Source organism: Ideonella sp. FW305-24 (assembly GCF_058788035.1).
Genome location: NZ_JBYTAI010000009.1, coordinates 196583 through 220863 on the forward strand (window position 1 = coordinate 196583; position 24281 = coordinate 220863).

The 24281-nt window shown below is 68.1% G+C and carries 18 protein-coding genes and 1 pseudogene; 10 read left to right on the forward strand and 9 right to left on the reverse strand.

The features are described 5' to 3' along the window. The first annotated feature begins 40 nt into the window (after positions 1-40). The 4 genes from AC3WR5_RS23030 to AC3WR5_RS23045 all read left to right on the forward strand — a co-directional run bounded on the left by AC3WR5_RS23030 (position 41) and on the right by AC3WR5_RS23045 (position 5157). Positions 41-1795: an ABC transporter ATP-binding protein gene (locus tag AC3WR5_RS23030; protein ID WP_492487428.1), complete on the forward strand. Its 1755-nt coding sequence runs from the start codon at positions 41-43 to the stop codon at positions 1793-1795. Then, the gene (locus AC3WR5_RS23035; RefSeq protein WP_492487430.1) at positions 1779-3587 is read left to right on the forward strand and encodes an ABC transporter ATP-binding protein; all 1809 of its coding nucleotides are present in this window, start codon (positions 1779-1781) and stop codon (positions 3585-3587) included. Before AC3WR5_RS23030 ends, AC3WR5_RS23035 begins: the two co-directional genes overlap by 17 nt. Positions 3588-3800: 213 nt before the next feature. Further along, positions 3801-4379, forward strand: a complete 579-nt coding sequence (locus tag AC3WR5_RS23040) for a choice-of-anchor R domain-containing protein (protein ID WP_492487432.1) — start codon at positions 3801-3803, stop codon at positions 4377-4379. A gap of 7 nt (positions 4380-4386) precedes the next feature. Next, a complete protein-coding gene (locus AC3WR5_RS23045; RefSeq protein WP_492487433.1) occupies positions 4387-5157 on the forward strand; it encodes an ABC transporter ATP-binding protein in 771 nt (256 codons plus the stop codon). A gap of 2 nt (positions 5158-5159) precedes the next feature. Here AC3WR5_RS23045 and AC3WR5_RS23050 read toward each other — a convergent pair whose 3' ends face one another. From AC3WR5_RS23050 to AC3WR5_RS23080, 7 genes and pseudogenes are all read right to left on the reverse strand, one after another. Beyond that, the gene (locus AC3WR5_RS23050) at positions 5160-6905 is read right to left on the reverse strand and encodes a diguanylate cyclase domain-containing protein (RefSeq protein WP_492487435.1); all 1746 of its coding nucleotides are present in this window, start codon (positions 6903-6905) and stop codon (positions 5160-5162) included. Positions 6906-6996: 91 nt separating this feature from the next. Beyond that, positions 6997-8544: a S10 family peptidase gene (locus tag AC3WR5_RS23055; RefSeq protein WP_492487437.1), complete on the reverse strand. Its 1548-nt coding sequence runs from the start codon at positions 8542-8544 to the stop codon at positions 6997-6999. A gap of 63 nt (positions 8545-8607) precedes the next feature. Then, a complete protein-coding gene (locus AC3WR5_RS23060) occupies positions 8608-9348 on the reverse strand; it encodes a 2OG-Fe dioxygenase family protein (protein WP_492487438.1) in 741 nt (246 codons plus the stop codon). Positions 9349-9664: 316 nt separating this feature from the next. Continuing rightward, positions 9665-12997 carry a hybrid sensor histidine kinase/response regulator gene (locus AC3WR5_RS23065; RefSeq protein WP_492487439.1) on the reverse strand — a complete coding sequence of 1111 codons (3333 nt, stop codon included), beginning with the start codon at positions 12995-12997 and terminating at the stop codon, positions 9665-9667. Positions 12998-13005: 8 nt separating this feature from the next. Further along, positions 13006-13434: a response regulator gene (locus AC3WR5_RS23070; protein WP_492487441.1), complete on the reverse strand. Its 429-nt coding sequence runs from the start codon at positions 13432-13434 to the stop codon at positions 13006-13008. Beyond that, positions 13427-13867, reverse strand: a complete 441-nt coding sequence (locus tag AC3WR5_RS23075; protein WP_492487493.1) for a sensor histidine kinase — start codon at positions 13865-13867, stop codon at positions 13427-13429. The genes AC3WR5_RS23070 and AC3WR5_RS23075 overlap by 8 nt, the downstream gene beginning before the upstream one ends. Positions 13868-13918: 51 nt before the next feature. Next, a pseudogene (locus AC3WR5_RS23080) lies at positions 13919-15049 on the reverse strand (PAS domain S-box protein); the annotation flags it as partial. A gap of 364 nt (positions 15050-15413) precedes the next feature. Between AC3WR5_RS23080 and AC3WR5_RS23085 the strand changes: the two are divergent. Next, positions 15414-16280 carry a hypothetical protein gene (locus tag AC3WR5_RS23085; protein WP_492487443.1) on the forward strand — a complete coding sequence of 289 codons (867 nt, stop codon included), beginning with the start codon at positions 15414-15416 and terminating at the stop codon, positions 16278-16280. A gap of 9 nt (positions 16281-16289) precedes the next feature. Here AC3WR5_RS23085 and AC3WR5_RS23090 read toward each other — a convergent pair whose 3' ends face one another. Beyond that, on the reverse strand, positions 16290-17282 hold the full coding sequence (locus AC3WR5_RS23090) for a quinone oxidoreductase family protein (protein WP_492487444.1): 993 nt from the start codon (positions 17280-17282) through the stop codon (positions 16290-16292). 97 nt (positions 17283-17379) lie between these two features. Between AC3WR5_RS23090 and AC3WR5_RS23095 the strand changes: the two genes are divergently transcribed. The 5 genes from AC3WR5_RS23095 (at position 17380) to AC3WR5_RS23115 (ending at position 22921) form a co-directional block, all read left to right on the forward strand. Next, the gene (locus AC3WR5_RS23095; protein WP_492487445.1) at positions 17380-18294 is read left to right on the forward strand and encodes a DMT family transporter; all 915 of its coding nucleotides are present in this window, start codon (positions 17380-17382) and stop codon (positions 18292-18294) included. Between the two features lie 37 nt (positions 18295-18331). Further along, positions 18332-19729, forward strand: coding sequence for a cache domain-containing protein (locus AC3WR5_RS23100; RefSeq protein ID WP_492487446.1), 1398 nt, complete (start codon positions 18332-18334; stop codon positions 19727-19729). Beyond that, a complete protein-coding gene (locus AC3WR5_RS23105) occupies positions 19726-20382 on the forward strand; it encodes a response regulator transcription factor (protein WP_492487448.1) in 657 nt (218 codons plus the stop codon). The genes AC3WR5_RS23100 and AC3WR5_RS23105 overlap by 4 nt, the downstream gene beginning before the upstream one ends. Before the next feature lie 254 nt (positions 20383-20636). Further along, positions 20637-22703 (forward strand): carbon starvation CstA family protein, encoded by a 2067-nt coding sequence (locus AC3WR5_RS23110; RefSeq protein ID WP_492487449.1) that lies wholly within the window; start codon positions 20637-20639, stop codon positions 22701-22703. Further along, complete coding sequence (locus AC3WR5_RS23115) at positions 22700-22921, forward strand: YbdD/YjiX family protein (RefSeq protein WP_492487451.1); 222 nt, start codon at positions 22700-22702, stop codon at positions 22919-22921. The genes AC3WR5_RS23110 and AC3WR5_RS23115 overlap by 4 nt, the downstream gene beginning before the upstream one ends. A gap of 6 nt (positions 22922-22927) precedes the next feature. On the opposite strand, the gene AC3WR5_RS23120 is transcribed toward AC3WR5_RS23115, so the two are convergent. Continuing rightward, the gene (locus AC3WR5_RS23120) at positions 22928-24205 is read right to left on the reverse strand and encodes a hypothetical protein (protein WP_492487453.1); all 1278 of its coding nucleotides are present in this window, start codon (positions 24203-24205) and stop codon (positions 22928-22930) included. Positions 24206-24281: the final 76 nt, after the last annotated feature.

Consider the following 24281-nt stretch of genomic DNA (forward strand, 5'->3'; position numbering starts at 1 on the left):
TCGCGGCCACACGCCGCAGCGCCGGCCCAGCCAAGCAACGATGACCCTTGCCCGCCTGATCCTGAACTTCGTGCGCCGCCATGCCGCGGCCTACGGCCTGGCCGGCGTGATGCTGGCCGGCATTGCCATGTTGACGGTCTGGCTGCCGCGGCAGATCGGCCACCTGGTGGACGCGCTGGTGTCACACCAGCTTGCCGGACCGGCGCTGTGGCGCGAGCTGGGCTGGTTGCTCGCGGCAGGGGTGGCGATCTACTTCCTGCGCGTGGGCTGGCGAATGCGGCTCTATGCCGCCGCCTACCGCATGGGCGTGGAGCTGCGCGCGCAGCTGTATGGCCGGCTGGCAGACCAGGGCCCGCGCTTTTTCCAGACCCGCCGCACAGGCGACCTGATGGCGCTGGCCACCAATGACGTGGACGCCGTGGAGATGGCCTGCGGCGAAGCGCTGCTGGCCGGCTTCGACGGCACGCTGACGCTGGTGCTGGTCGTCGGCACCATGGCGGTGGGCGTGGACTGGCGGCTGGCCGCGGTGGCGCTGCTGCCCTTCCCGTTCATGGCCTGGGCCTTCTGGTGGATCTCGCGCGCCGTGCACGAGCGCTCGCGCCAGGCGCTGGACGCCTTTGGCGGTCTGAACGACCACGTGCAGGAAACCATTTCCGGCGTGCGCACGCTGCGTGCGCTGGGGCTGGAGGCGCGCAGCAGCGCACGCTTTGCCGAGCTGGCAAGCCATGCCGCCGAGACCGGCTTCCAGGCCCAGCGCTGGGAGGCGCGCTACGAGCCCGCGGTGGGCATGGCGCTGGCCTGCGCGAGCGCGTTTTCGCTGGGCCTGGGCGGCTGGCTGGTGTGGCATGAAGAACTCAGCATCGGCCAGCTGACCAGCTTCGGGCTGTACCTCACGCAGTTGATCTGGCCGATGTTCGCCGCCGGCTGGGTGCTGTCGCTCTGGGAGCGCGGCAAGGCGGCCTGGGCGCGGCTGTCCAAGGTGCTGGACGAACCACTGGCCATCGACGACGACGGCAGCATCAACCCGGTGCAGGCTGGCGAGATCGCGATCGAACAGCTGCGTTTTGCCTACCCGGGCGCACCGGCCCCGGCGCTGGACGCGCTGAACCTGCGCATCACGACTGGCAGCACGCTGGGCCTGGTGGGGCCGACCGGCTCTGGCAAAAGCACGCTGATCAAGCTGCTGCTGCGCCAGTGGATGCCGCAGGCCGGCAGCCTGCGCTGGGGCGGCGTGGCGCTGGCCGACTACACACTGGACGCGCTGCGCGCCGGCATTGCCTGGGTGCCGCAGGAGCCCATCCTGTTCTCCGCCAGCGTGGCCGAGAACATTGCGCTCTCGCGGCCCGAAGCCACGCGCGAAGCCATCGAAGCCGCAGCCAAACTGGCGGCGGTGCACGACGACATCGTGCGCCTGCCGCAGGGCTACGACACGCCCGTGGGCGAGCGCGGCGTGACGCTTTCCGGCGGCCAGCGCCAACGCGTGGCGATTGCCCGCGCACTGCTGGCCGACGCCCCGCTGCTGCTGCTGGACGACGCGCTCTCTGCCGTGGACACCGAAACCGAGCACCGCATCCTGCAGCACCTGCGCGAGCAGCGCCGCGGCCGCACGGTCATCGTCGTCAGCCACCGGCTCTCGGCCCTGGCGGACGCAGACCAGATCGCCGTGCTCAAGCAAGGCCGGCTGACCGAACTCGGCAGCCACGAACAACTGCTGGCCCGCGGCGTGGACGCCAGCTGGTACGCGCATCAATGGCGGGTGCAGCAACTGGAGACTTCGTTTGAGCACGACGACTGAGGCGCCTGTGGACGACGCGCACAAGAAGCCCCAAGGCGTGCCGGTGAAACGCGCCGCTGTGCTGCTGTGGCGTGCCGTGCAGCCGGACGTCGCCACCGTGCGCACCGGCCTGTTCTGGCTGGTGCTGGCCGCCGGGCTGGACGCCCTGGGTCCGGTGATGGGCAAGGCCTTCATCGACCGCTACCTGCTGCCGCACAACCCGCAGGTCGGCGCGATGCTGGGCCTGCTGGCCGGCGCGCTGATTGCCGGTTGCACGGCCAGCCTGCTGCGCTACCACCAGCTGTGCCGGCTGGCATCGGTGGCCATGCAATCGGTGCGGCGCATCCGCGAGTCGGTCTACGGCCATGTGCTGCGGCTGCCGATGAGCTTCTTCGACAGCGCCATCACCGGCCAGCTCGTCAGCCGAGTGACCAATGACACCGAGGCCGTCAAGCAGCTCTATGTGCAGGTGCTGTTCGTGATGCTGGACTCGGTCATCATGCTGACCACCTTGCTGGTCACCATGACCTTCCTGGACTGGCGGCTGATGCTGATCGTCGCGGCGCTGGTGCCTGCCGTGTTCGGCATCGTGTTCCTCTACCAGCGCCTCTCGGCACCGGCCGTCGGCCGTACGCGTGAGCTGCGCAGCACGCTGAATGCGCAGACGGCAGAGTCCATCGCCGGCATGGCGGTGCTGCAGGCCACCGGCGCCGCGGCCACCTACGGCAAGCGCTACGCCAGCGTCAACGAGGCGCACTACGCTTCGCGCCAGGTCGAGCTGCGCGCCAATGCATGGCTGCTGCGGCCGGCGCTGGACCTGCTGAACGTGGCGATGCTCGCGGTTGTCATCGCGGTCTTCGGGATGCGCGAGAGCGGCGGCCAGTTGAGCGCGGTCGAAGTTGGCGTGCTGTACGCGTTTGTCAGCTACATCGGCCGCGTGGTGGAGCCGCTGATCCAGCTGACCATGCAGTTCTCGCAGCTGCAGCAGGCCGTCGTGGCAGCGGCGCGGGTCAACACGCTGCTGGAGGAAGCCGAGGCGCCGCGGCCCCAGGCCAAGGGCCGCATCACCGCTGGCGCCGTCACGCTGCAGCGCCTGAACTTCGCCTACAAGAACGGCGTGCCGGTGCTGCGAGACGTGAACCTGGATGTGAAGCCTGGCGAGTTCCTCGGCATCGTCGGCCCCACCGGCAGCGGCAAGACCAGCCTGCTGTCGCTGCTGCTGCGCTTCTATCCCGTCGCCGAGAACAGCGGCCAGTTGCTGGTCGACGGCCAGCCCATTGCCGAGCTGGACGAAGCCGCCTTCCGCGACGCCGTCGGCCTAGTGCCGCAGGAGCCCTTCCTGCTCGCCGCCAGCGTGCGCGAAAACATCGCGATGGGCCGCGACTTGAGCGAAGCGCAGATCCACGCCGCCGCCGAATCCGCCGGCGCCGCAGGTTTCATCGCCCGGCTGGAGAACGGCTACGACACACCGCTCGGCGAAGGCGGCGCCCGCCTGGCCGTTGGCGAAAAACAGCTGCTCGCCATTGCCCGCGCGCTGGCCGGACAGCCCAAGATCCTGCTGCTGGACGAAGCCACCTCGCACATCGACACCGGCACAGAACAGGTCGTGCAGCAAGCCCTGGCCAAGCTGCACGGCAAGCTCACCATCATCTCCATCGCCCACCGCCTCTCCACCATCCGCGACGCCGACCGCATCCTGGTGCTGAGCCACGGCCATGTGGCGGAACTGGGGCCGCATGAAGCGCTGATGCAGATCGATGGCGGGCTGTACCGGCGCTTGGTGGAGTTGCAGCAGTTGGCAAGCGAAGACTGAGCGCCGACACCTCCGCCGAGCAGAACCAAGGCGTCTCTTACCGACATGTAAACTCGCTTCACCCCGTTCTGGCAACCATGCTATCGGGGATATCGAAGGGCAATTTCCTGCGCGCAGTGGTAGCCGGAGGAAAATCTACTGGAGGGAATCTTGGTTAGGAAAATTTTTCAAATAGCCTGCTTGCTTGGACTGGCATCTTCGGGCAACGCAGCAATGGCTGCTGGCGAATTCACAATACTCATCAATGACCCACAAAGCGACCAGCTTTCATTGAAAGAGCACAAGCAAGTCGCGGCATCAGAAAACAATAAGTCCATTATCTACAGCACTTTCGGCGCCGACCCGTCGAATCTCTATCAGTCGGCCGGCTGGACCATTGGTGGCGATATGAGCCCCTACGATCAGATGATCGCAATGTCATTCACTCCCAGCAGCACAACCTACCTCACCAAGATCAAAGTCGCTGCCGGAACCTTGGGCGGCGGCGAAGTCATCGTGGCGATTCACGAAGACGAGGCAGGTCTGCCAGGTGCTCAAATGAAGAAATTCAAAGCAGACAATTTGCCGGCTTTCGGAGAATGCTGTGACGTCGTCAAGAAATCATTCCAAGGCGTACAGGTGCTGGCCGGAAAGCAGTACTGGGTGGCAGTCCACGCGGCTGGCAAGAACTCCACGTTTCAGGGCGGATGGCATTTTGGCTACTCTGACAAATCCACCTTGGCGGCTTCTAGCGGCAACGGTTGGTATCAGATCACGGGAGCTGCCCCGGCTTTCTCGGTGCTGGGCGACTGATTAAGATTTGTCTTCAGCGCCGCCGCGGCTTGCTGCGGTACATGTCCGCATCGGCCTGGGCCAGCAGCGTGGCGACGTCGTCGCCGTGTTCGGGGTGGAGCGCCACGCCGATGGCCACGTCCAGGCCTTCGTCTTCGGTTGCGGCCCCACCGGCAGCGGCAAGACCAGCCTGCTGTCCCTTTTGCTGCGCTTTTATCCCGTTGCCGAGAACAGCGGCCAGCTGCTGATCGACGGCCAGCCGATTGCCGAACTGGACGAAGCTGCCTTCCGCGACGCCGTGGGTCTGGTCCCGCAGGAGCCTTTCCTGCTCGCCGCCAGCGTGCGCGAAAACATCGCGATGGGCCGCGACTTGAGCGAAGCGCGGATCCACACCGCCGCCGAATCCGCCGGCGCCGCAGGTTTCATTGCCCGCCTGGAAAACGGCTACGACACGCTGCTCGGCGAAGGCGGCGCTCGCCTGGCCGTCGGCGAGAAACAGCTGCTGGCGATTGCCCGCGCGCTGGCCGGACAGCCCAAGATCCTGCTGCTGGACGAAGCCACTTCGCACATCGACACCGGCACCGAACAGGTCGTGCAGCAAGCCCTGGCCAAGCTGCACGGCAAGCTCACCATCATCTCCATCGCCCACCGCCTCTCCACCATCCGCGACGCCGACCGCATCCTGGTGCTGAGCCGCGGCCATGTGGCCGAACTGGGGCCGCACGAAGCGCTGATGCAGATCGAGGGCGGGCTGTACCGGCGGCTGGTGGAGTTGCAGCAGTTGGCGTCAGAAACCTGACATCACCGCCGCCTCGGCTTGCGGCGGTACATGTCGGCATCTGCCTGGGCGAGCAAGGTGGCGACGTCGTCGCCATGCTCCGGGTACAGCGCCACGCCGATGGCCACGTCCAGGCCCTCGTCTTCGGTGGCAGGCAGGCCGGCGAGGCTGTCCAGCGGCTTGGCAAAGGCGGCCTTCAGCTTGGCCAGCACGGGCGCCAGCGCGGCTTCGGGGTCTGTGCCTTCGCCAGGTTCGTTGAGTTCCAGCAGCACCAGGAATTCGTCACCGGCCAGGCGGGCAACGCTGTCTTCCTCACGCAGCGCGCCGCGCATGCGTTCGCCGAGTTCGACCAGCACCTGGTCGCCCACGGCATGGCCGTGGTTGTCGTTGATGGCCTTGAAGCCGTTGACATCGAGGAACAGCAGCGCGAAGGGCTGGTGGTCGCCGGAGCGGCGGTGGTGGGCCAGGCGGTCTTCGATTCGCCGCAGCATGGCTTCGCGGCTGGCCAGGCCGGTGAGCCGGTCGGTCGCCAGTCGCTGGGTCATCGCGCTGAAGCTGCGCGCCAGGTCGCCGATCTCGTCCTGGCGCTGCACGTCCAGCGTCGGGTCGAAACGGCCTTCGCCGACCTGGCGGGCGGCAGTGGCGATCTGCTTCAGGTCGCGTGACAGCACTTCCAGGCTCAGCAGGCCGATGGCCACCACGGCCACCGCAGCCAGCAGGCCCAGCAACAGGCTTTGCATTGCGTTGTCGCTGACGCGTTGCAGGAAATCCCCGCGCGGCACGGCAACGACGATCAGCCAGTCCAGCCCGGCCGCGTCGCGGATGCGCGCATGCGCCAGTTGCACCGAGTCGCCGTCCGGCCCGTCAATGCGCATCGCCCGCGTGGCGCCAGCATCTTCGGGGCTTTGCAGCAGCGCCTGCACGGCGGCGTGGCTGGCCTTCAGCAAGCCGTCGCTGCTGTCGGCCGCATTCAGGCGGACCGGCTGGCCGTCGGCGCCGTTGCGCAGGTAGTCGCCGCGCGAAGTGGCGATCAGGTTGCCGTTGGGCTCGGTCACGAACGCAATGCCGTGCGGGCTCAGCGGCAGCGAGTGCACAAAGGCGCTGAGGTGGCGCAGCGTCACGTCGGTGGCGACCACGCCCTGGGCGTGGCCGTCTTCGGCGAGCACGCGGCGCGCGCGGGTGGAGATCAGCTCACGGGTGCGGAAGTCGATGTAGATCGAGGTCCAGGTTTCCGTGGGCGCGTCATGCCCGGCCTGGTACCAGGGGCGCTGGCGCGGCTCGAAGATGCGCTCCTCCGGCTTGGCGGGGCCCAGCGCGCCATGGATGCCCTTGAACTCGTACAGGCTGCGCGGGCCTTCGCCCTTCAGGCGCAACCGCAGCTGGGCCTGTTCGCCGCCCTCTCGCAGCAGGCCGAAGAAGTGGCCTTGTTCGTCGCCGTAGTAGACGTAGTTGTTCAGCTCGGGGTGCACCGAGGTGGCCAGCCAGAAGCGAGTGCGCAAGGCGTCCAGCTCGTCGGCCACGCGAGGCGGTGCGGCCATGCCGCGCGGGAAGGCGGTTTCCAGCACCGCGCCGGAGCCCAGCACATGCAGCTCGACGGCCTGTGAAATGCGGCCGACGGTTTCGGTCAGCAACTGGTCAGACAGGCTGTCGACCGCGATGCGGCCGGCGCGGTAGGACAGGCTGCCCAGCACCAGGGTCAGCAGCAGCACCAGGACCACGTAGGGCAAGGTCAACAGCTGGCGCAGGCTCAGCCAACGGAACACGGGCATGTTTGTCTCTCTCCAGGACTATCACGCGGCACCCGTGGGGCGGCGGCAGCCATGAACCGGCGTCGTCGCGCCGGTTCTTGTTGTGCAGGGCTCAGGCGGTGGCGGCCTGGCGCTGCGGCAGCGCGGCCAGCCAGTCCACCAGGTCACGCTGCAGTTGCTGCAGCTCGGATTCGCGTGAATACATCATGTGGCCACCGGCATAGCGCTTGTGCAGCAGGTTGGCGCGCACGGCCTCGGGCAGGTCCAGCTGGTCCAGCGACCAGTCGGTGGCGCTGACGGGGGTGGCCAGGTCGTAGATGCCGCTGGCCACCAGCACGCGCAGGTGCGGCAGCCGGCGCATGACCCGCGCCAGCTCCACCGAGGTGCAGGCGTACTGGTTGCCTTTGGCGCTGCCGCGCAGGAAATTCCACTGCTTGATGACCTCGGGGCCGAACAGGTGATAGCGCCGGCTGCTGTCCATGCCGAGCTGGCCGAAGTAGTGCTGCGCGGCCATCGCGAACGGGCCCCACAGCGGGTCCAACCCGGGGTCGAATTCCATGCCTTGCGGTTGGGCCAGGCCCATCGGGCCGGTGACACGCGCGTCCATGCGGCCAACGGTGCGGCCGCGCGAGCGCAGTGCCTCGACGAAGAAGGTCGAGTCGCTGATGCGCAGGTGGTGCTGCTCCACCAGCGCTGGCGCCAGCCCCGTGAGCTCGCCAACGCGGCGGGCCACGCGGCTGCGCGCCCGCGGCTCCAGCGCGCCGCCGCGGTGCAGGGCGCTGAGGTATTCGCGGTGCACGAAGTCGTTGGCTGCCGCCAGCGCCGCCTCGGGCGAGGCACCGGCCTCGCCCTTGAGCGTGCCGTGGTACTGGGCCACGGCCGCGAAGGCCGGCAGGAACAGCGCGTATGGCAGGTCGTTGCGCGGGCTGAATTCCAGCGCCTGGAAATCCATCGCGGTCGAGACCAGGATCAGGCCGGCCAGCGGCACGCCGGCATCGGCCAGGGTTTCGGTCATCGCCGCGCAACGCGTCGTGCCGTAGCTCTCGCCGCACAGCAGCACCGGCGAGCCCCAGCGGCGGTGCCGCGTGAGCCATTCACACACGGCGTCGGAAAGCACCGCGATGTCGCCGTCGACCGAGAAGTGCTTCTTGCGCACCTCGTCGCCGGCCGACAGTGAGCTGCCGGTGTGCGGCGGGTCCACGAACACCAGGTCGAACTGGGCCAGCCAGCTCAGCGGGTTGTCCTGCACCACGTAGGGCGGCGGCGGCATCTGGCCGTTGTCGAGGATGGTGACCCGCTTCGGGCCCATCAGGCCGATGTGCAGGAAGGCCGACGAGGCGCCCGGACCGCCGTTGAAGGCAAAGCAGATCGGCCGCTGCACGGCAGCAGCGGCCGGCTCACTGCCTTCCGGCGCTTCGAGCTGGTAGGCGGTGGTGAAGATGGCCGCCTCGGGCTCGGGCGATTGGCCGGGCACATGAGAAAACGCCGGCACGAAGCCGGCGTCGACCCGGTAGCGCAGGCGCTGGCCGGGCAGCTGCAGCTCACCCTGGGCGCGCAGCGGCGCACTGGCCAGGGCTTGTTGCACCGCCTCGCGCTGGCGGCGCACCGCCTCGGCTTCGGCGGGCGTGGGAACCGGTGGGGGAGTAGGCGTCGTGGTCATGCAATGGTGGCGCGGCGAAGCACGCAAGGCATCTGGTGGCGGTGAGAAAACGGCCGCCGCCGCTCACGGCGACGGCCCCTGGAAGCCGCCGGCGCGGAAGGTCAGCACGAGGGTGTCGCGGTGGCCTTCGGCCCCGGGCACCAGCGGCTGGATGGGCGTGGATTCATGGATCACGCGCTCGTCGTCCAGCAGCAGCGTGCTCCAGCGCTGGTCCAGCGTGAAGCGCTGGCCCTCGCGGCCCTGGGCGGCGAAGACACGCGTCTCGGCCCCCTTGATGCCTTCACGCGAAACCAGCGTCACGCTGACCAGGTCCACGCCGTCGCGGTGGGCGCCTTCGGGCGTCGGCCGGCCAATGCCGTCGGTGGTGTCGATGCGGAACGGGTGCGCCTCGACGTACCAGGTGCGCTCGCCCTTCAGCGCCGAGGCGCGCGCGGCAAGGGCCGCAAGCCAGCGCTGCCACAGCGGGTCAGTCACCAGGCCAGCTTCGATCGGCTCGAAATGGCGCTCGATGCCGCCGTGCAACGCGTTGTACTCGACTGGCTGCCAGTGCGGCCGCTGCGGCACCAGCGTGACCTGCTCTCCTTCAACGATGAAGCAGGCATGGCGGCGGCGGCGGTAGCGGCCACCGTCGCGCAGGTAGGCGTCTGCCGGCAGCCGGTCCCAGTGGGACAGCCAGGGTGCGAGGTCGTTGGCGGTGCAGTGCAGCAGGCCGAACAGGCCATCGGCGTCCAGCACGGCAAAGCCCTGGCGGGCCAGCGTGGCGTCGATCTCGGCCAGCGGGGTGACGGGAGGAGCGAGCATCATGATGCGCGGATTGTCACCGCTGCGCGCAAGCGCTTTGCTCAGGACCGGCCCGCCCTCAGCCCGGCAGCCGTGCCGGCGTGAATGTGCACCGGCAGACTGTGACTTTTCTCACAGCAGCCACCCCTCATGCGCCCCGCAGCCCGGGACCGGTCCGTCTGCGCCTCGATCGGGATCTCCATCTCTGGTGGCGCACCGCGGCGGGCTGTGTTTTCGCGGCGCGGTGACCGGTGCCGAAGGCCTGGCGCTCGACGCGATGTTCGGCCCGGCTGAACCGCTCGAACCCTGAGCAGACGCAGGCAGGAATGACCCGGCGGGGTCAGACTTGAACCAAGGCCCTCTGGGTCCCTGGCGGGCCGCCGCGCCTGGCCATGACCACACGCATGCGGTCCAGGACGGCATCCAGAACCGTGGCCAGTTGCGATGTGGGCGCGTCGATCGGCGCGGTGGTGCGCAATGCGCTCTCCAGCGCAGTACAGGCCTGCGCCACGCCATCCAGGCCCAAGGAGGCCGAAGCTTCGCGCAGCGTGTGCGCGCTGCGCTGCAGCGCGCCAAGATCGGCTTGCGCCAGCAGCGCCATCAGGCGTGCTCCCGCGTCCCGCTCCAGCGCCTCGAACTTGGTCAGCAGTCGCCAGGCCAACATGTCATCGCCGAGCACGCGCCTCCGCAGCGCGGCGTAGTCCAACCCTGGGATCCGCGGATCGCATCCGCCAGCCGGTGCTTCGGCTGGCGCGCCCATGGTGGCTTGCGTGCTCGTTTGGCGGACAGGTGCCTCGTGCGGGATCCACCTCAACAAGGTGTCGAGCAGACCCTCTGGAACCAGCGGCTTGGCCACATGGTCGACCATCCCAGCCTCGAAGCACAGCGCACGGTCCTCCGCGAGCGCGGCAGCCGTCATGGCGATCACCGGCAGCGCCGCCCACGCGGCACGCCCACGTATGCGCCGGGTCGCCTCGAGCCCGTCCATGACGGGCATGTGCAGGTCCATGAGCACCGCATCGAAGGGCCGCCCTGCCGGATCCTCCAGTGCCGCAAGCGCCTGCACGCCGTCGTCCGCGACACGCACTTCCAGGCCCATGCGCTCGAGGATCCGTCGCGCCACGATCTGATTGACCATGTTGTCCTCCACCAGCAGCACGCGGGCCCCAGCCAGCGGTGCCGCGCGGCGCAGCAACCATTCGGCCTGCGATGTCGGGGACGGCAACTCCAGGATCCGCTCCCCCGCGCTTGCCGCAGGGCCACGCAGGCCCGCCAGCGCGGCGGCTTTCTGCATGGCTGCGAGCAAGGGCGTGGCCAGCATCGGCTTGACCAGCACCACATCTGCCGGAAAGTCAGTGGCTGTATCGCTGGCCGCGGTGTGGGCCGACGAGAACATCACCACCACAACCGGGCGCGCCGTGCCATCGCCCGCGTGCCGCAGCCCGCGCAGCAGCGTGCGATGCTCGTCCGCGGCGAGCATCTGCCCATCGAGCAGTACCACGTTGAACGGGTCGCCCGTGCCCCGGGCCTGCTCCACCTGCGCGACCGTGCCGCACGCCTCACGGGAGCAGGTCACCCTCACTTTCCAGGCCTGCAACTGAACCTGCACTCCCCGCGCCGCCGCGCAGGACTCGTCGACCAGCAGCACGCGCAGGCCCTCCAGGCCGACCTGCGTTGGAACGGCGGCCGTCTGCGATGTGTCGCGCAGCAGGGCCGCCGTGAACCAGAATTCGCTGCCACGCCCGAGAACACTGTTCATCCCGATCTCGCCGCCCATCATCCCGACCAGGCGGCGGCAGATCGTCAGCCCGAGGCCGGTGCCGCCGAAACGGCGGGTGATCGAACTGTCGGCTTGCGTGAATGCATTGAACAGGCCGGCATGGTGCGCGACATCGATGCCGATGCCACTGTCGCTCACCGAAAAGCGCAACAGGCAGTGCTGGGCGTCGGCCGTCGGCAGTTCCTGCACCTCGACATGGACGTGGCCATGTTCGGTGAACTTCACGGCATTGCCCACGAGGTTGTTCAGCACCTGCGACAGGCGCAGCGCATCCCCCACCAGTTGCAGCGGCAGTTCGGGCGGCAGGTCGACGACGAGCTCCAGGCCCTTCTGGCCGACACGGGCGGCGAAGACATCGACCGTGCGCTGCAATACCTGCTCCAGGTTGAAGCCCACCTGCTCGAAGCGCAAGTGACCGGCCTCGATCTTCGAATGGTCGAGCACATCGTCGAGCAATCCCATCAGCGCGACTGCCGCGGTGTGGACCTTGTCGAGGTCGTCGCGCGCACCGGCCGGCAGCTCGTCTTCCAGCGCCAGGCGGCTCAAGCCGACGATGGCGTTCATCGGCGTGCGTATCTCGTGGCTCATGTTGGCCAGGAATGCGCTCTTGGCGCGCATGGCGACCTCGGCCGAGTCGCGCGCCAACACCAGCGCATCCAGGACCTTGCGCTGCTCGGTGACGTCGTTGGCAAAGAGCAGCAGGTGGGCTTGCCCCTCGCGCAGGATGCGCGCCAGCCTGCAGTCCAGGCGCGGCATTGGATCCGGCCCGCCGATCAGCTCGACATCGCAGCGGCGCTGCTGGCCGTCCTCCAGCGTGGCCCGGGCGGGTTCCACCAGCGCCGGTGCGTGCTGCGCCAGCCAGTCCCAGAGTCCCAGCCTGCCACGCCGCTCGGCGTCGGTGCCAAGTGCGCAGTCGAGCGCGCGGTTCGACATCACGCAGTGGCCGTCAGCGCGGTAAACGCCGCAGCCGACCGGGTCGGTGTCGATGATCGCTTCGGCGAACCGCGCCAGTTCCTCGGCCCGCGACTGGGCCTGCCGGATGGCGGTGACGTCGGTCGCCGTGGCGTAGAAGCCCCGCACCACGCCCTCGTCGTCGGTATCGGGACGCAGGTTGAACAGCGCATGGCGCGTGGTACCGCCGACGGTGGCGACGAAATCGTGCCCGAAGGCTTGCGGTTGTCCCTTCAGAACGGCATTGATCCGGCCCTCGTAACGCGCGAAGTGCAGCGGCCCGATCACGTCGCGCAAATGCCTGCCGGGCAAGGTTCGCGCATTGACCCCGAGCCAGCTGCGATGGGCCCGGTTGCCGAAGCGGTTGCGCAACTTGCTGTCCCAGTAGCCGACGACACTCGGTGTGTGATCGAGGATGGCACGCAGATCGCGCCTGCTCACGACGATCTGCGCCGCCTGCTCTTCGACACGCCGTTGCAGCTTCAGCTTCAGGGAATCGATCTCCCGGCGCATCTGCTGGTGCTCGAGTGCCCGTTGGATGGCACGTGTCAGGATGTCGGTGCTGAGCTGGAACTTGGGCAGATAGTCGGCCGCGCCATCGCGAAGCGCCTGCACCGCCAATCCCTCGTTGCCCGCGCCGGTGATCATGATGATCGGGCAGTCGCGCAGCGCCTCGCGGTGCAGTGCCGGCAGCAGTTCCGCGCCGGTGGCCGCGCCAAGCTGGTTGTCCAGCATCACGCAGTCGAATTCATGCTCTCGCACCAGGCGCAACGCATCGGCACCATTGGCTGCCTGCATCGAATGCACGTCCCAGTCCGCCCGCGTCAGCAGGCGCAGCACACGCTCGCGGTCAACGTCGTCATCGTCAACTACCAGCAGGTGGATGGCCAGGCGTTGGGCCGTCGCGCCGACCGTGCCGGCGGCAACCATGGCAGCGCTCATTGCCGCCCTCATGGCAGGCGCACGGCAAGCCGGTACGACACCAGCAGCTGCGCCAATTTCGCGAACTGCGGCCCGACCAGGGCCTTGACCATGTAGCCCGCGACATTCTCGTGATAGGCCCGCACGCGGTCCGCGTCGGCATCGGAAGTGGTGAGCACGAACACCACCTCGTCGCAGAGCGCCGGGTCGGCACGCAGCTGCTGCAGGAACTCGAAGCCGTCCATGCGCGGCATGTTCAGGTCCAGCAGCACGACACGCGGCCGCTGCGCGTGCCGCAGCGGGTCGGTGCCGCGCAGCACGCGCAGCGCCGCTTCACCATCCTCCGCCCATGCCACCGGCACGCTGACGCCGCAGCGCTTGAGGCCGCGCATCACCGCTTCGGCGGCGACGTCGTCATCCTCCACCAGCAGGATCGCCAGGTCCAGGGCTTCAGTCATTGCCAGCCTTGCGCGCCCGCCTGGGCCACCAGAAGCGGAAGCAGGCGCCGCGTCCGGCCTCGACTGGCGAGACCAGCTCGATGCGGCCGCCGTGCACCTCGATCAGGCGCTTGCTCAGCGCCAGGCCGATGCCAGAGTTGCCACGCTCGGTCGAGGTCAGGGTCTGGAACAATTTGAAGATGCGCTCGCGGGCCTGCGGTGGCACGCCCGGACCATCGTCGATGACGCTGATTTCACAGTCGCTGCGGTCGTGCCGCGCCGACACGCGCAGGCGCCCTTCGGTGCGATCATGGTGCTTGATGGCGTTGCCAATCAGGTTGCGCAGCACCGTTTCAAGCGGTGCGCCGATGGTCTCGAACGGTTCGACATCGAGCGCCAGTTCAACCACGAACCCCGGCGGTGCCGGCTGCATCTCAAGAATGCCGCGGACCATGGTGCCCAGGTTGACGACAGCGTATTCGGTGGCGGCGCGCCCGGCTCGTGCATAGCTCAGCAGGTCATCGATCAAGCGCTCCATGCGCACGATGCGTTGGCTCACGCGGTCCAGGTTGCGCTTGACCTCGGCTGGCGGTTCCGGGCCCAGGTCGGCCGCGATCCATTCCATCAGATCGGCGATGCCGCGCAGCGGCGAGCGCAGGTCGTGCGAAGCAACGTAGGTGAACTCCTGCAGATCGGCGTTGGTACGGCGCGACTCAAGCTCCAGGTGCCGGCGGTGCTGCTCGACTTCATCGGCCAGGCGTTTGCGAACCGTGTTGTCGGTGCCGATCAGGAGATAGCCAATGATGGTTTCCTGGGCATCGCGCAGCGCGGTCACCGAAACAACCGCCGGAAAGCGGCTACCGTCCTTGCGGATCTTGGTCAGTTCATAGATGTCTTCGATGCCGCGCGAGGCCTTGAACACCAGGGCCTCGAACCCGGGGGAAATGGTCCTGGAGAACTCGGCACTCAGGACCTGGGCACGGGCGATCAGCTCCTGCGGGTCGGAGATGTCGGCCGGCGTGATCCTGTTCACGACCTCTGCCGCGGCATAGCCGAGCATGCGTTCGGCGCCGACGTTGAAGATCTGGATGACGCCCTTGGCATCCGTGGCGATGCTGGAGAACATCGCACTGCTGAATATCGCGCCCTGCAGCGCGCCGGCTTTGGCCAGCGCCTCTTCTGCCTGTTTACGAGCGGTGTTGTCGGTGCCGATCAGCAGGTAGCCGATGACGCCTTCTCCAGCGTCGCGCAGCGCCGTCACTGACACCACCGCCGGCAAGCGGGTGCCATCCTTGCGGATGTAGGTCAGTTCGTAGATGTCTTCGATCCCACGTGAGGCCTTGAACACCAAGGCTTCGAAGCCGGGGGCAATCGGGATCTGGAGTTCGACGCTCAGCGCCGCAGCGCGTGCAATCAGCTCCTGCGGATCTGAAAGGTCGGCCGGCGTGATCTTGTTGACCACGTCGATGGCCGCGTAGCCCAGCATCTTGGCCGCGCCGACGTTGAAGATCTGGATGACGCCCTTCGCATCGGTGGCGATGCTCGAAAAGTTGGCGCTGTTGAAGATGGCGTTTTGCAGCGCGCCTGTCTTGAGCAAGGCCGCCTGCCGGCGCACCTCGGTGATGTACTCAGCCACTGGCGCGGAGTCAGGAACGACAGGATCGGAAAGGTGCGTAGTCAGAGGCCACTTTGTAGAACAGCAGTACCTTTCGCGGATCGCGCGACCGAAGATGCGGTGTGCACTGAAACCCGTTATACGCTGATCCCGCGATCAGCCGCGTGCCATGCCCCCAATGTGGAGACGATTGAGCCTGGCGCAGGGCAGTGAGCGCACGATTCGGTCGATGCGGGTCCGCAACGAATCCACCGGCCATGGCCGGGCAGCCCGGCACGGGATGTCTTGAATGCCCGGCGGATTCCGTACAGCAAGAAGGTCCGTGCGCGCGTCCCAGCGGCGCGGACCCGGTCGTTCGTCACTGCGATTCACCAGGAGCTTGAAAATGCAGGCACGCCACTCTTCCGTCCATCCGGCCATCAGCGCGTTGCTTGCGGTCAGCCTGGTGGCCAACTTCGCGCTGTTTGGCAACACCGCGGACTACGCGCCCTCCATTCGGCCAGTCCTCGTTGGCGGCTTGTTGATCCTCAATTGCGTGTTGGCATGGTTCGGCGGTGCGCGCGGGCTGCGCAGCGCCGAACCCGTTGGCCAGCTGCCGGCAGTGGCCGGCTGTCTGCTGATCGCACCGTTTGTGCTGTTTGCATTGCTGCTGGGCATCGGCCCGCCGCATGAACAGCCGCCGTCGGAAAACGACTTGCGCTTCTTGCTGCTGGCCATCAATTCGATCCTGGTCGGCGCTGGGCTGATCGTGCTGCGGGAGGCGCTTGTGCCGGGCGGTGAGCGGCTGTATTCAACGCTGGGCCTGGCCTGCGCGGTGCTCGCCACGCCGCTGTATTTCCTCTTCTGCGTCATCCAGCGCAACGACTATGTGGCCGAGCAACTGGGCTGGTCCTGGACAGCGTCTGTCTCGGGCCACCTGCGTGAACTGACGCCGCTGGACGCGCTGTCCATCACCGCGCTGTTCTTCGCTGGCGTCTTGACCTACCTGGCGACCGCGGCCTTCGCTCGCTCGCTGTCGAAGGCGGGCTGGCTGGGCCGCGGCGCCACATGGGCCTTCCTGCTGCTCAGCGGCCTCGGGTTGTTTTTCCTGATCGCCCGGGGCCTGGCCTATCCCAGCATGCAAGCGGCGATGTCGCACTGGTACACCGTACCCGGCTTTGTCGCCGGCATCCCGGCGGTGCCATGGATGATGCCGGCGGCGATTGGCGTGTTGATGCTCAGGCGCTGCGGGCCGGAAAGGCCGCAGGCCTGAGCCGGCGCTTCAAGGCAGCAGGATGCTGCAACCCGTGGTCTTGCGGGCTTCCAGGTCGCGATGCGCCTGCGCCACATCGGCCAGCGGGTAGCGCTGGTCGATGCGGATCTTCACCTGGCCGCTGGTGACCATGCCGAACAGGTCGTCTGCCATGGCCTGGGTGCGCTCGCGGGTGGCGATGTGGGTGAACAGCGTGGGGCGGCTCACGTACAGCGAGCCCTTGGCGGCCAGCAGGCCGATTTCCAGCGGCGGCACCTTGCCTGAGGAGTTGCCGAAGTTGGCCAGCAGGCCGAAGGGCTGCAGGCAATCCAGCGACTTCATGAAGGTGTCGGCACCGACCGAGTCGTAGACCACCTTCACGCCCTTGCCGCCGGTGATTTCCTTGACCCTGGCGACGAAGTCTTCCGTGCGGTAGTTGATGGTGTGAGCGGCGCCCAGTTCGCGAGCCAGCGCGCATTTCTCGTCGCTGCCGGCCGTGCCGATCAGCTGGTAGCCCAGGGCCTTGGCCCATTGGCAGGCGATCAGGCCCACGCCACCGGCCGCGGCGTGGAACAGGATGAAGTCGCCGGCCTGCAGGCCGCCTTGCGGCAGCGTGCCGCGCAGCAGGTATTGAGCGGTCAGGCCCTTGAGCATCATCGCAGCGCCTTCGTCGAAGCTGATCGCGTCCGGCAGCTTGACCACGCACTTGGCCGGCAGTACGCGGCGCTCGCAGTAGGCGCCGGGCGGCTGGCTGGCATAGGCCGCGCGGTCGCCCACGGCCAGGTGCGTGACGCCCTCGCCTACCGCCTCGACAACGCCCGCACCCTCCATGCCCAGCGACAGCGGCAGCGGGTTGGCGTACAGGCCGGTGCGCTGGTAGACGTCGATGTAGTTCAGGCCGATGGCGTGATGGCGGATGCGGATCTCGCCCGGGCCGGGCTCGCCGACCGGGCGGTCGACCACGCGGAGTTGTTCGGGGCCGCCAAAGGCGTCGATCACGATGGTGCGGCTGCTCAAGCTCATGGGTCGGAGTCTCCTTGGGGGAATCTTTGGGGGAATGCGGTGCAGGCCAGCTGCAAGAGAGGTAGTCGGTTATCGTGCCAGCCTTTTGTGTTGTCCGATGCCCAACCAGCCACTGACCCTTCGCCTGGCTCTGTTGCTCACGCTGCCGCCGCTGCTGTGGGCCGGCAACGCGGTCGTCGGCCGGCTGGCGGTGGGCGCGGTGCCGCCGGTGGCGCTGAACCTGGTGCGCTGGCTGCTGGCCTTTGCGCTGCTGTGGCCGCTGGGCAAGGCGGCCTTTGGCGACCTGGGCGCCATTCGCGCCCGCTGGCGCTACCTGTCGCTGCTGGGCCTGCTCGGCATGGGCAGCTACAACGCGCTGCAGTACCTGGCGCTGCACAGCTCCACGCCGCTGAATGCCACGCTGATCACCGCCAGCTCTCCCGTCTGGATGCTGGCCATCGGCGCGCTGGTCTACCGCATTGCGCCGCGGCGGCAGGACGTGGTGGGCGCGCTGCTGTCGCTGCTGGGCGTGGCGCTGGTCATCTGCCGCGGCGAGCCCGAGCGGCTGCTGGCGCTGCGCTTCGTGTCAGGCGACCTGCTGATGCTGCTGGCCATCATCAGCTGGGGCTTTTATTCCTGGCTGCTGGCCCGGCCGCCAGCCAGCATGCAGGGCGAGCAGCGGCCGGACTGGGACTGGGCCGGCTTCCTGCTGGTGCAGATTGCGTTTGGCCTGCTGTGGAGCGGCGCCGCCACCGGCGTCGAAACCCTGGTGGCCGACGCCCGCTGGCACTGGACGCCCTGGGTGCCGGTGATCCTGCTGTACGTGGCCGTCGGCCCGTCCTTGATCGCCTACCGCTGCTGGGGCCTGGGCGTGTCCACCGTCGGCCCGGCCATCGCCGCCTTCTTCGTCAACCTCACGCCGGTCTTTGCTGCGCTGCTGTCGGCCGCGATGCTGGGCGAGTGGCCGCAGTGGTTCCATGGGGCGGCGTTTGCGCTGATCGTCGTCGGCATCCTCATCTCGTCCCGGCGCTGAAAACCGGCAGGCCCACGCGCAGCGCGACAATTCGCGCATGCAACTCAAGCACAAGTTCCTGCTGCTCGCCGCGCTGCCGCTGCTGGTGACGCTGGCGCTGATCGCCGCCACCGTGCTGCACCAGGACAGCGGCCTGGCCCAGCGCGAGCGGGCGCTGGTCGAGCAGGAGTACATGACCGCGCGCAAGGCCGAGTTGCAACACTACGTGGAACTCGCCGTCAGCACGCTGCAGCCGCTTTACGACAGCGGGCGCGACGACGATGCCACGCGCGCCGAGGCCATCCGCCTGCTGGGCTCGCTGAACTACGGGCGGGACGGCTACTTCTTCGTCTACGACCTGCAGGGCCGCTCGCTGATGCACTCGCGACAGCCCGAGCTGGTTGGCCGGAACCTGTGGGAGCTGCGGGACGCCCAGGGCCGGCCCACGATCCAGCAGCTGATTTCCCAGGCCCGGCAAGGCGGCGGCTTCGTGGACTACCAGTGGCGCAAGCCCTCCACCGGCCAGATGGCGCCCAAGCTCGGCTACGTGGTCGCCCTGCAGCGCTGGAACTGGATGCTGGGCACGGGGCTGTACCTGGACGACATCCAGGCCACGCTGGCGCAGCTGGACCGCCAGGTCAGCGCCAATGTGCGCAGCACGCTGCTGTGGATCGCCGGCATGGCGGTGCTGGGCGTGGGCCTGATCAGCGCCACCGGGCTGATGCTGAACCTCAGCCAGTACAAAGACGCCGAAACCAAGCTGCGGCTGCTGGCGCGGCAGGTCGTGCAGTCCCAGGAGGACGAGCGCGCCTACCTCGCCCGCGAGCTGCACGACGGCACCAGCCAGTCACTGGTGTCGACCAAGCTGATGATCGAATCGGCGCTGGACGACATGGCCCACGACGGCAGCCAGCGCCCGCTGCCGGCCACGCTGCCCAAGGCCTTGAGCTGCCTCAACGAAACGCTGACCGAAGTGCGCCGCATCTCGCACCGGCTGCGCCCCGCCCTGCTGGACACGCTGGGCCTGCCTGCGGCGCTGGCGCACCTGGCCCGGGAGTTCGAGGGCCACGGCCTACCGGCGGTGGGCGTGGCGGTCACTGGTGAAGCCGTGGAACTGCCTGAGGAGGTCAACACCGCGCTGTTCCGCATGGCCCAGGAGGCGCTGACCAACGTGGCCAAGCATGGCCACGCCCATGCGGTGCAGGTCTCGCTTGGCTTTGCGGCCGATGGCAGCGTGAGCCTGGAGATTGCCGACGACGGCCTTGGCTTCGAGGTCGATCAGGTCATGCAGGCGCCCACGCGCGGCATCGGCCTGCGCAACATGCGCGAGCGGCTGGACACCATCGGCGGCCACTTCGAGGTCCACTCGCAACCCGAGGGCGGCACGCAGGTGCAGGCCCACGTGCCGCAGCGCGCACTGGCCCGGCTGCGCCCCACCGAGACAGCGCACACATGAACGACGACCTCTCGCCCGAACCCGCCGCGCCGCTGCGCGTGCTGCTGGTGGACGACCACCCGCTGGTGCGCGAAGGCCTGCGTGCCCGGCTCTCGCGCATTGCCCGCATCACCGAGCTGGGCGAAGCCGGCAGCGCGCTCGAAGCGCTGGAACAGATGACCCGCTTGCGGCCACACCTCGTGCTGATGGACGTGGGCATGAAAGACATGAACGGCATTGAGCTGACCACGCTGCTGTTGCAGCGCGAGCCGCAGCTCAAAGTGCTGATGCTGAGCATGTACGACAACCCCGAGTACGTGCAACGCGCACTGCAGGCCGGCGCCCGCGGCTACGTGCTGAAGGACGCACCAGCGACCGAGATCGTCGCCGCCATCGAAGCCGTCTCCGCCGGCGGCACCTTCCTCAGCCCCGCCGTCTCCAAAGGCCTGTTCCGCAACCAGGCCCCTCGTCCGCTGCTCACCCCGCGCGAAAGCGAAATCCTCTCCGCCCTGGGCCGAGGCGAGTCCAGCAAACACATCGCCTCAGCGCTGAGCTTGAGCGTCCGCACCGTCGAAACCCACCGGCAAAGCATCAAACGCAAGCTGAGCATCGAAGGCCAGGCGGAGCTGATCAAGTATGCGGTGGAGCATGGGAAGCGGTTGCCGGAGGGTTGACGATCACATGACACTTGGCGCTTCCATCAGTTGGCGCCTGATTGATTGAAGGCGTGCCGTTGGATCGCTTTGCGGGTGCTCCCACCTGGTATCGGCGAGCCTAATCAGGGTTGTCACCTACGTGGTCCTGCGCGCATGGCCTGCGCAGTGGCGCCGATGAATCTGCGCCGGTCGATTGCCACACTCGAAGCCCACATCAACGTCGGCCGTTTCGTGTCACCGGACACCGCGCCGCGAGCTTCGAGGAGACATCCGTGTTGAACATCCGCCGCCACCTGCCGTGGCTTGCCGTTGCCGTGCTCGGCGCATTTGCATTGGCCACGGTCGCGCTCGGGCGCGGCGAGGCCGTCAGCGCCTTGTGGATCGTGGTCGCCGCGGTCAGCGTCTACCTGATCGCCTACCGCTACTACAGCCTGTTCCTGGCCTACCGCGTGCTCGGGCTGGACGAAAAACGGCAGACGCCCGCCTGGCGCCACAACGACGGGCTGGACTACGTGCCGACCAACCGCTACGTGCTCTACGGCCACCACTTCGCCGCGATTGCCGGCGCGGGCCCGCTGGTCGGCCCGGTGCTGGCCGCGCAGATGGGCTACCTGCCGGGGCTGCTGTGGATCCTGGCCGGCGTGGTCTTCGCCGGTGCGGTACAGGACTTCGTCGTGCTGTTCATCTCCACCCGCCGCGACGGCCGCTCGCTGGGTGACCTGATCAAGCAGGAGATGGGGCCGGTGCCCGGCGTGATCGCGCTGTTCGGCGCCTTCATGATCATGATCATCATCCTGGCGGTGCTGGCACTCATCGTGGTGAAGGCGCTGGCGAATTCGCCCTGGGGCACCTTCACGGTGGCGGCCACCATCCCCGTGGCGCTGTTCATGGGCGTGTACCTGCGCTGGATCCGGCCGGGACGCATCGGCGAGGTTTCGCTGATCGGCTTCGTGCTGCTGATGCTGGCCATCCTCGGCGGCCAGTGGGTGCATGAAAGCCCTGCCCTGGCGCCGCTGTTCACCTTCGACGGCAAGGCCCTGACCTGGATGCTGATCGGCTACGGCTTCGTCGCCTCGGTGCTGCCGGTGTGGCTGCTGCTGGCGCCGCGGGACTACCTGTCCACCTTCCTGAAGATCGGCACCATCGTCGCGCTGGCCATCGGCATCCTGATCGTGGCGCCGGACCTACAGATGCCCAAATTCACCCAGTTCGCACAGGGCAACGGCCCGGTGTGGGCGGGCAGCCTGTTCCCCTTCCTGTTCATCACCATCGCCTGCGGGGCAGTCTCCGGCTTCCATGCGCTGATCTCTTCGGGCACCACGCCCAAGATGCTGGAAAACGAGACGCATGCGCGCTTCATCGGCTACGGCGGCATGCTGGCCGAAAGCTTCGTCGCGGTGATGGCGCTGGTGGCGGCCTCGGTCATCCAGCCGGGCGTGTACTTCGCGATGAACAGCCCGGCCGCGCTGGTGGGCAGTACGCCCGAAGCGGTGGCGGCCACGCTGTCCACCTGGGGCTTCGTCATCACGCCGGACGTGCTGATCCAGACCGCCAAGGACGTGGGCGAGAACACCATCCTGGCGCGTGCCGGTGGCGCACCCACGCTGGCCGTGGGCATGGCGCACATCCTGCACCAGGTCATCGGCGGCAAGGCCATGATGGCCTTCTGGTACCACTTCGCGATCCTGTTCGAGGCGTTGTTCATCCTCACCGCGGTGGACGCCGGCACCCGCGCCGGCCGCTTCATGCTGCAGGACCTGCTGGGCACCTTCGTGCCGGCGCTCAAGCGCACCGAATCGCTGCCGGCGAACCTGATTGCCACAGGCCTGTGCGTGGCCGCCTGGGGCTACTTCCTGCACCAGGGCGTGGTCGACCCATTGGGCGGCATCAACACGCTGTGGCCGCTGTTCGGCATCTCCAACCAGATGCTGGCCGCCGTGGCCTTGCTGCTGGGCACGGTGGTGCTGTTCAAGATGAAGAAGGACCGCTACGCCTGGACCACCATCGTGCCGGCCGCCTGGCTGCTGGCCTGCACGCTGACGGCCGGCTGGCTGAAGATCTTCTCGGCCGACGCGAAGGTGGGCTTCCTGGCCCACGCGGCGAAGTTCTCCGACGCGCTGGCGCAAGGCCAGTTGCTGGCGCCCGCGAAGACGCCCGAGGCCATGGCCCGCATCATCTTCAACGACCGGCTGGACGCCGTGCTCTGCGGCCTGTTCATGTTCGTGGTGCTCAGCGTGCTGGTCTACAGCGTGAAGGCCTCGCTGGCCGCGCGCGCCGCCAGCCGGCCGACGACCAGCGAAGTGCCGTTCCAGCCGCTGGCTTTGGGGGCGAAGGCATGACCACGGCCGCCAAGGTAGAGCGCCTGGGTCAGGACTTGAGCCGTGCAGGACGCTACCTGGCCCAGTCCTTCCGGCTGATGGTGGGCCTGCCGGATTACGACGCCTACCTCAGCCACATGGAAGCCACCCACCCGGACCAGCCGGCGATGAGCTACGAGCAGTTCTTCCGCGAACGGCTTGAAGCGCGTTACGGCAGCCGGGTCGGCCGCTGCTGCTGAGGTTCGTCACGCACCCAGCCCGATGCCCACGAAGGCGCTGGCAGGACTGGGCATCGGCGGGTCGGGCAGCGGTGCATCCAGGGTCCAGTCCGGCGCGGCCGCCAAGCCAGCGGCCAACGCCGGGTCGTGGCTCGTCAGCACGGCCTGGGTGGCCTCGCGCTGTCGAGCCAACAGGTTCAGCATCGGCGCCAGCGACCCGCCGGACAAGGCCGAGGGTCCATCCAGCACCTGCTGCAACTCGTCCAGCATGTCCGGGTGGTGCTTGAACAGGTCCTGAGCAACGTCGCATTCCGGTTGGTCGAACTGCAATGGCTGCGACCAGCGCTCGCGCGCCCGTTGACGCAGCATCGCCACCCGCGCCAGCGCAAACCCCACTTCGCGCAGCTGGAAAACGGCCTGCGCGGGCCGCCCTGCGTTGGCCAGCAACTGTGCCGCGACAAGCCTGGTTTCCAGTTCCCGCGGGTCATGCCAGTACGCATAGGCCCAGCGAATGCTGGTGGACACGCTGGCCGGCCAGCGTGCGTCGTCCGGGGTCATCCGCAGGCAGTCCCGCAGCAGCAGCATCTGCATGCGGCGCAGCGGCGTGGCCAGCCGCGCGGGGTCGTCATCCAGACCCAATGCGCTGGTCCAGTCTTCGGCCAACGCCATGCCCAGCAGCGCCTCGGCCGTTGGCCAGCAGGCCGGTGCCTGCGTGTCCACGGCTGGGCACCAGCGACCGCAGCCGTCCAGCAGCAGCGCGAGCGCGGCCGCATGGGCTTTCTGGAGCCACAGCCGGGCAAGGCCTGGAAAGGCCTGGCTGACGCCAGTCTGCACCACCGCGAAGCGTGCCCCCTCGGCGAAGCTGGCACAGCGCGCGGCGCGCGCGGCCGGCGCATGGGCGTATTCCAGCGAAGCTGCCAGCTGGCGAGCCAGCAGGGTTTGCACCGGGGGCGTGTCCAGCAAAAAGGCCTGCGCCATGCGGTGAGTCAGCAAGTCGGCGCAAGCCAGGCGGCCAGGCTCGGCCAGCCAGGCCGCAGGCAATCGGGTCAGGTCCAGCGAAGGCAGCCGTTTGCCATCGGCCATGCCAGCGGGCCAACAGCGCTGTTGCCGCGCATTTGTGCCATGGTCGAAGACCAGCAGTTCCAGCGTGTCGCCTGCCGGCGCGGCCACACCAGCGTCTGGTGGACGCAGCAGCAACAAGGCCTGCGCCGCGTCTCCGATCTGGCCCATCAGCCAGTCACAGGCCAGGCGGGCCGATGAGTTTTCAGGGAGGCGGTACAGCTCGGACCCAACGTGTGCTTGCATGTGCGCGCCGAGTGCCCCGCAAGCCCCGCGCTGTGGTCACGGGTGAGGGCCTGCTCGCTCCTTGCTGTGGCCGGTC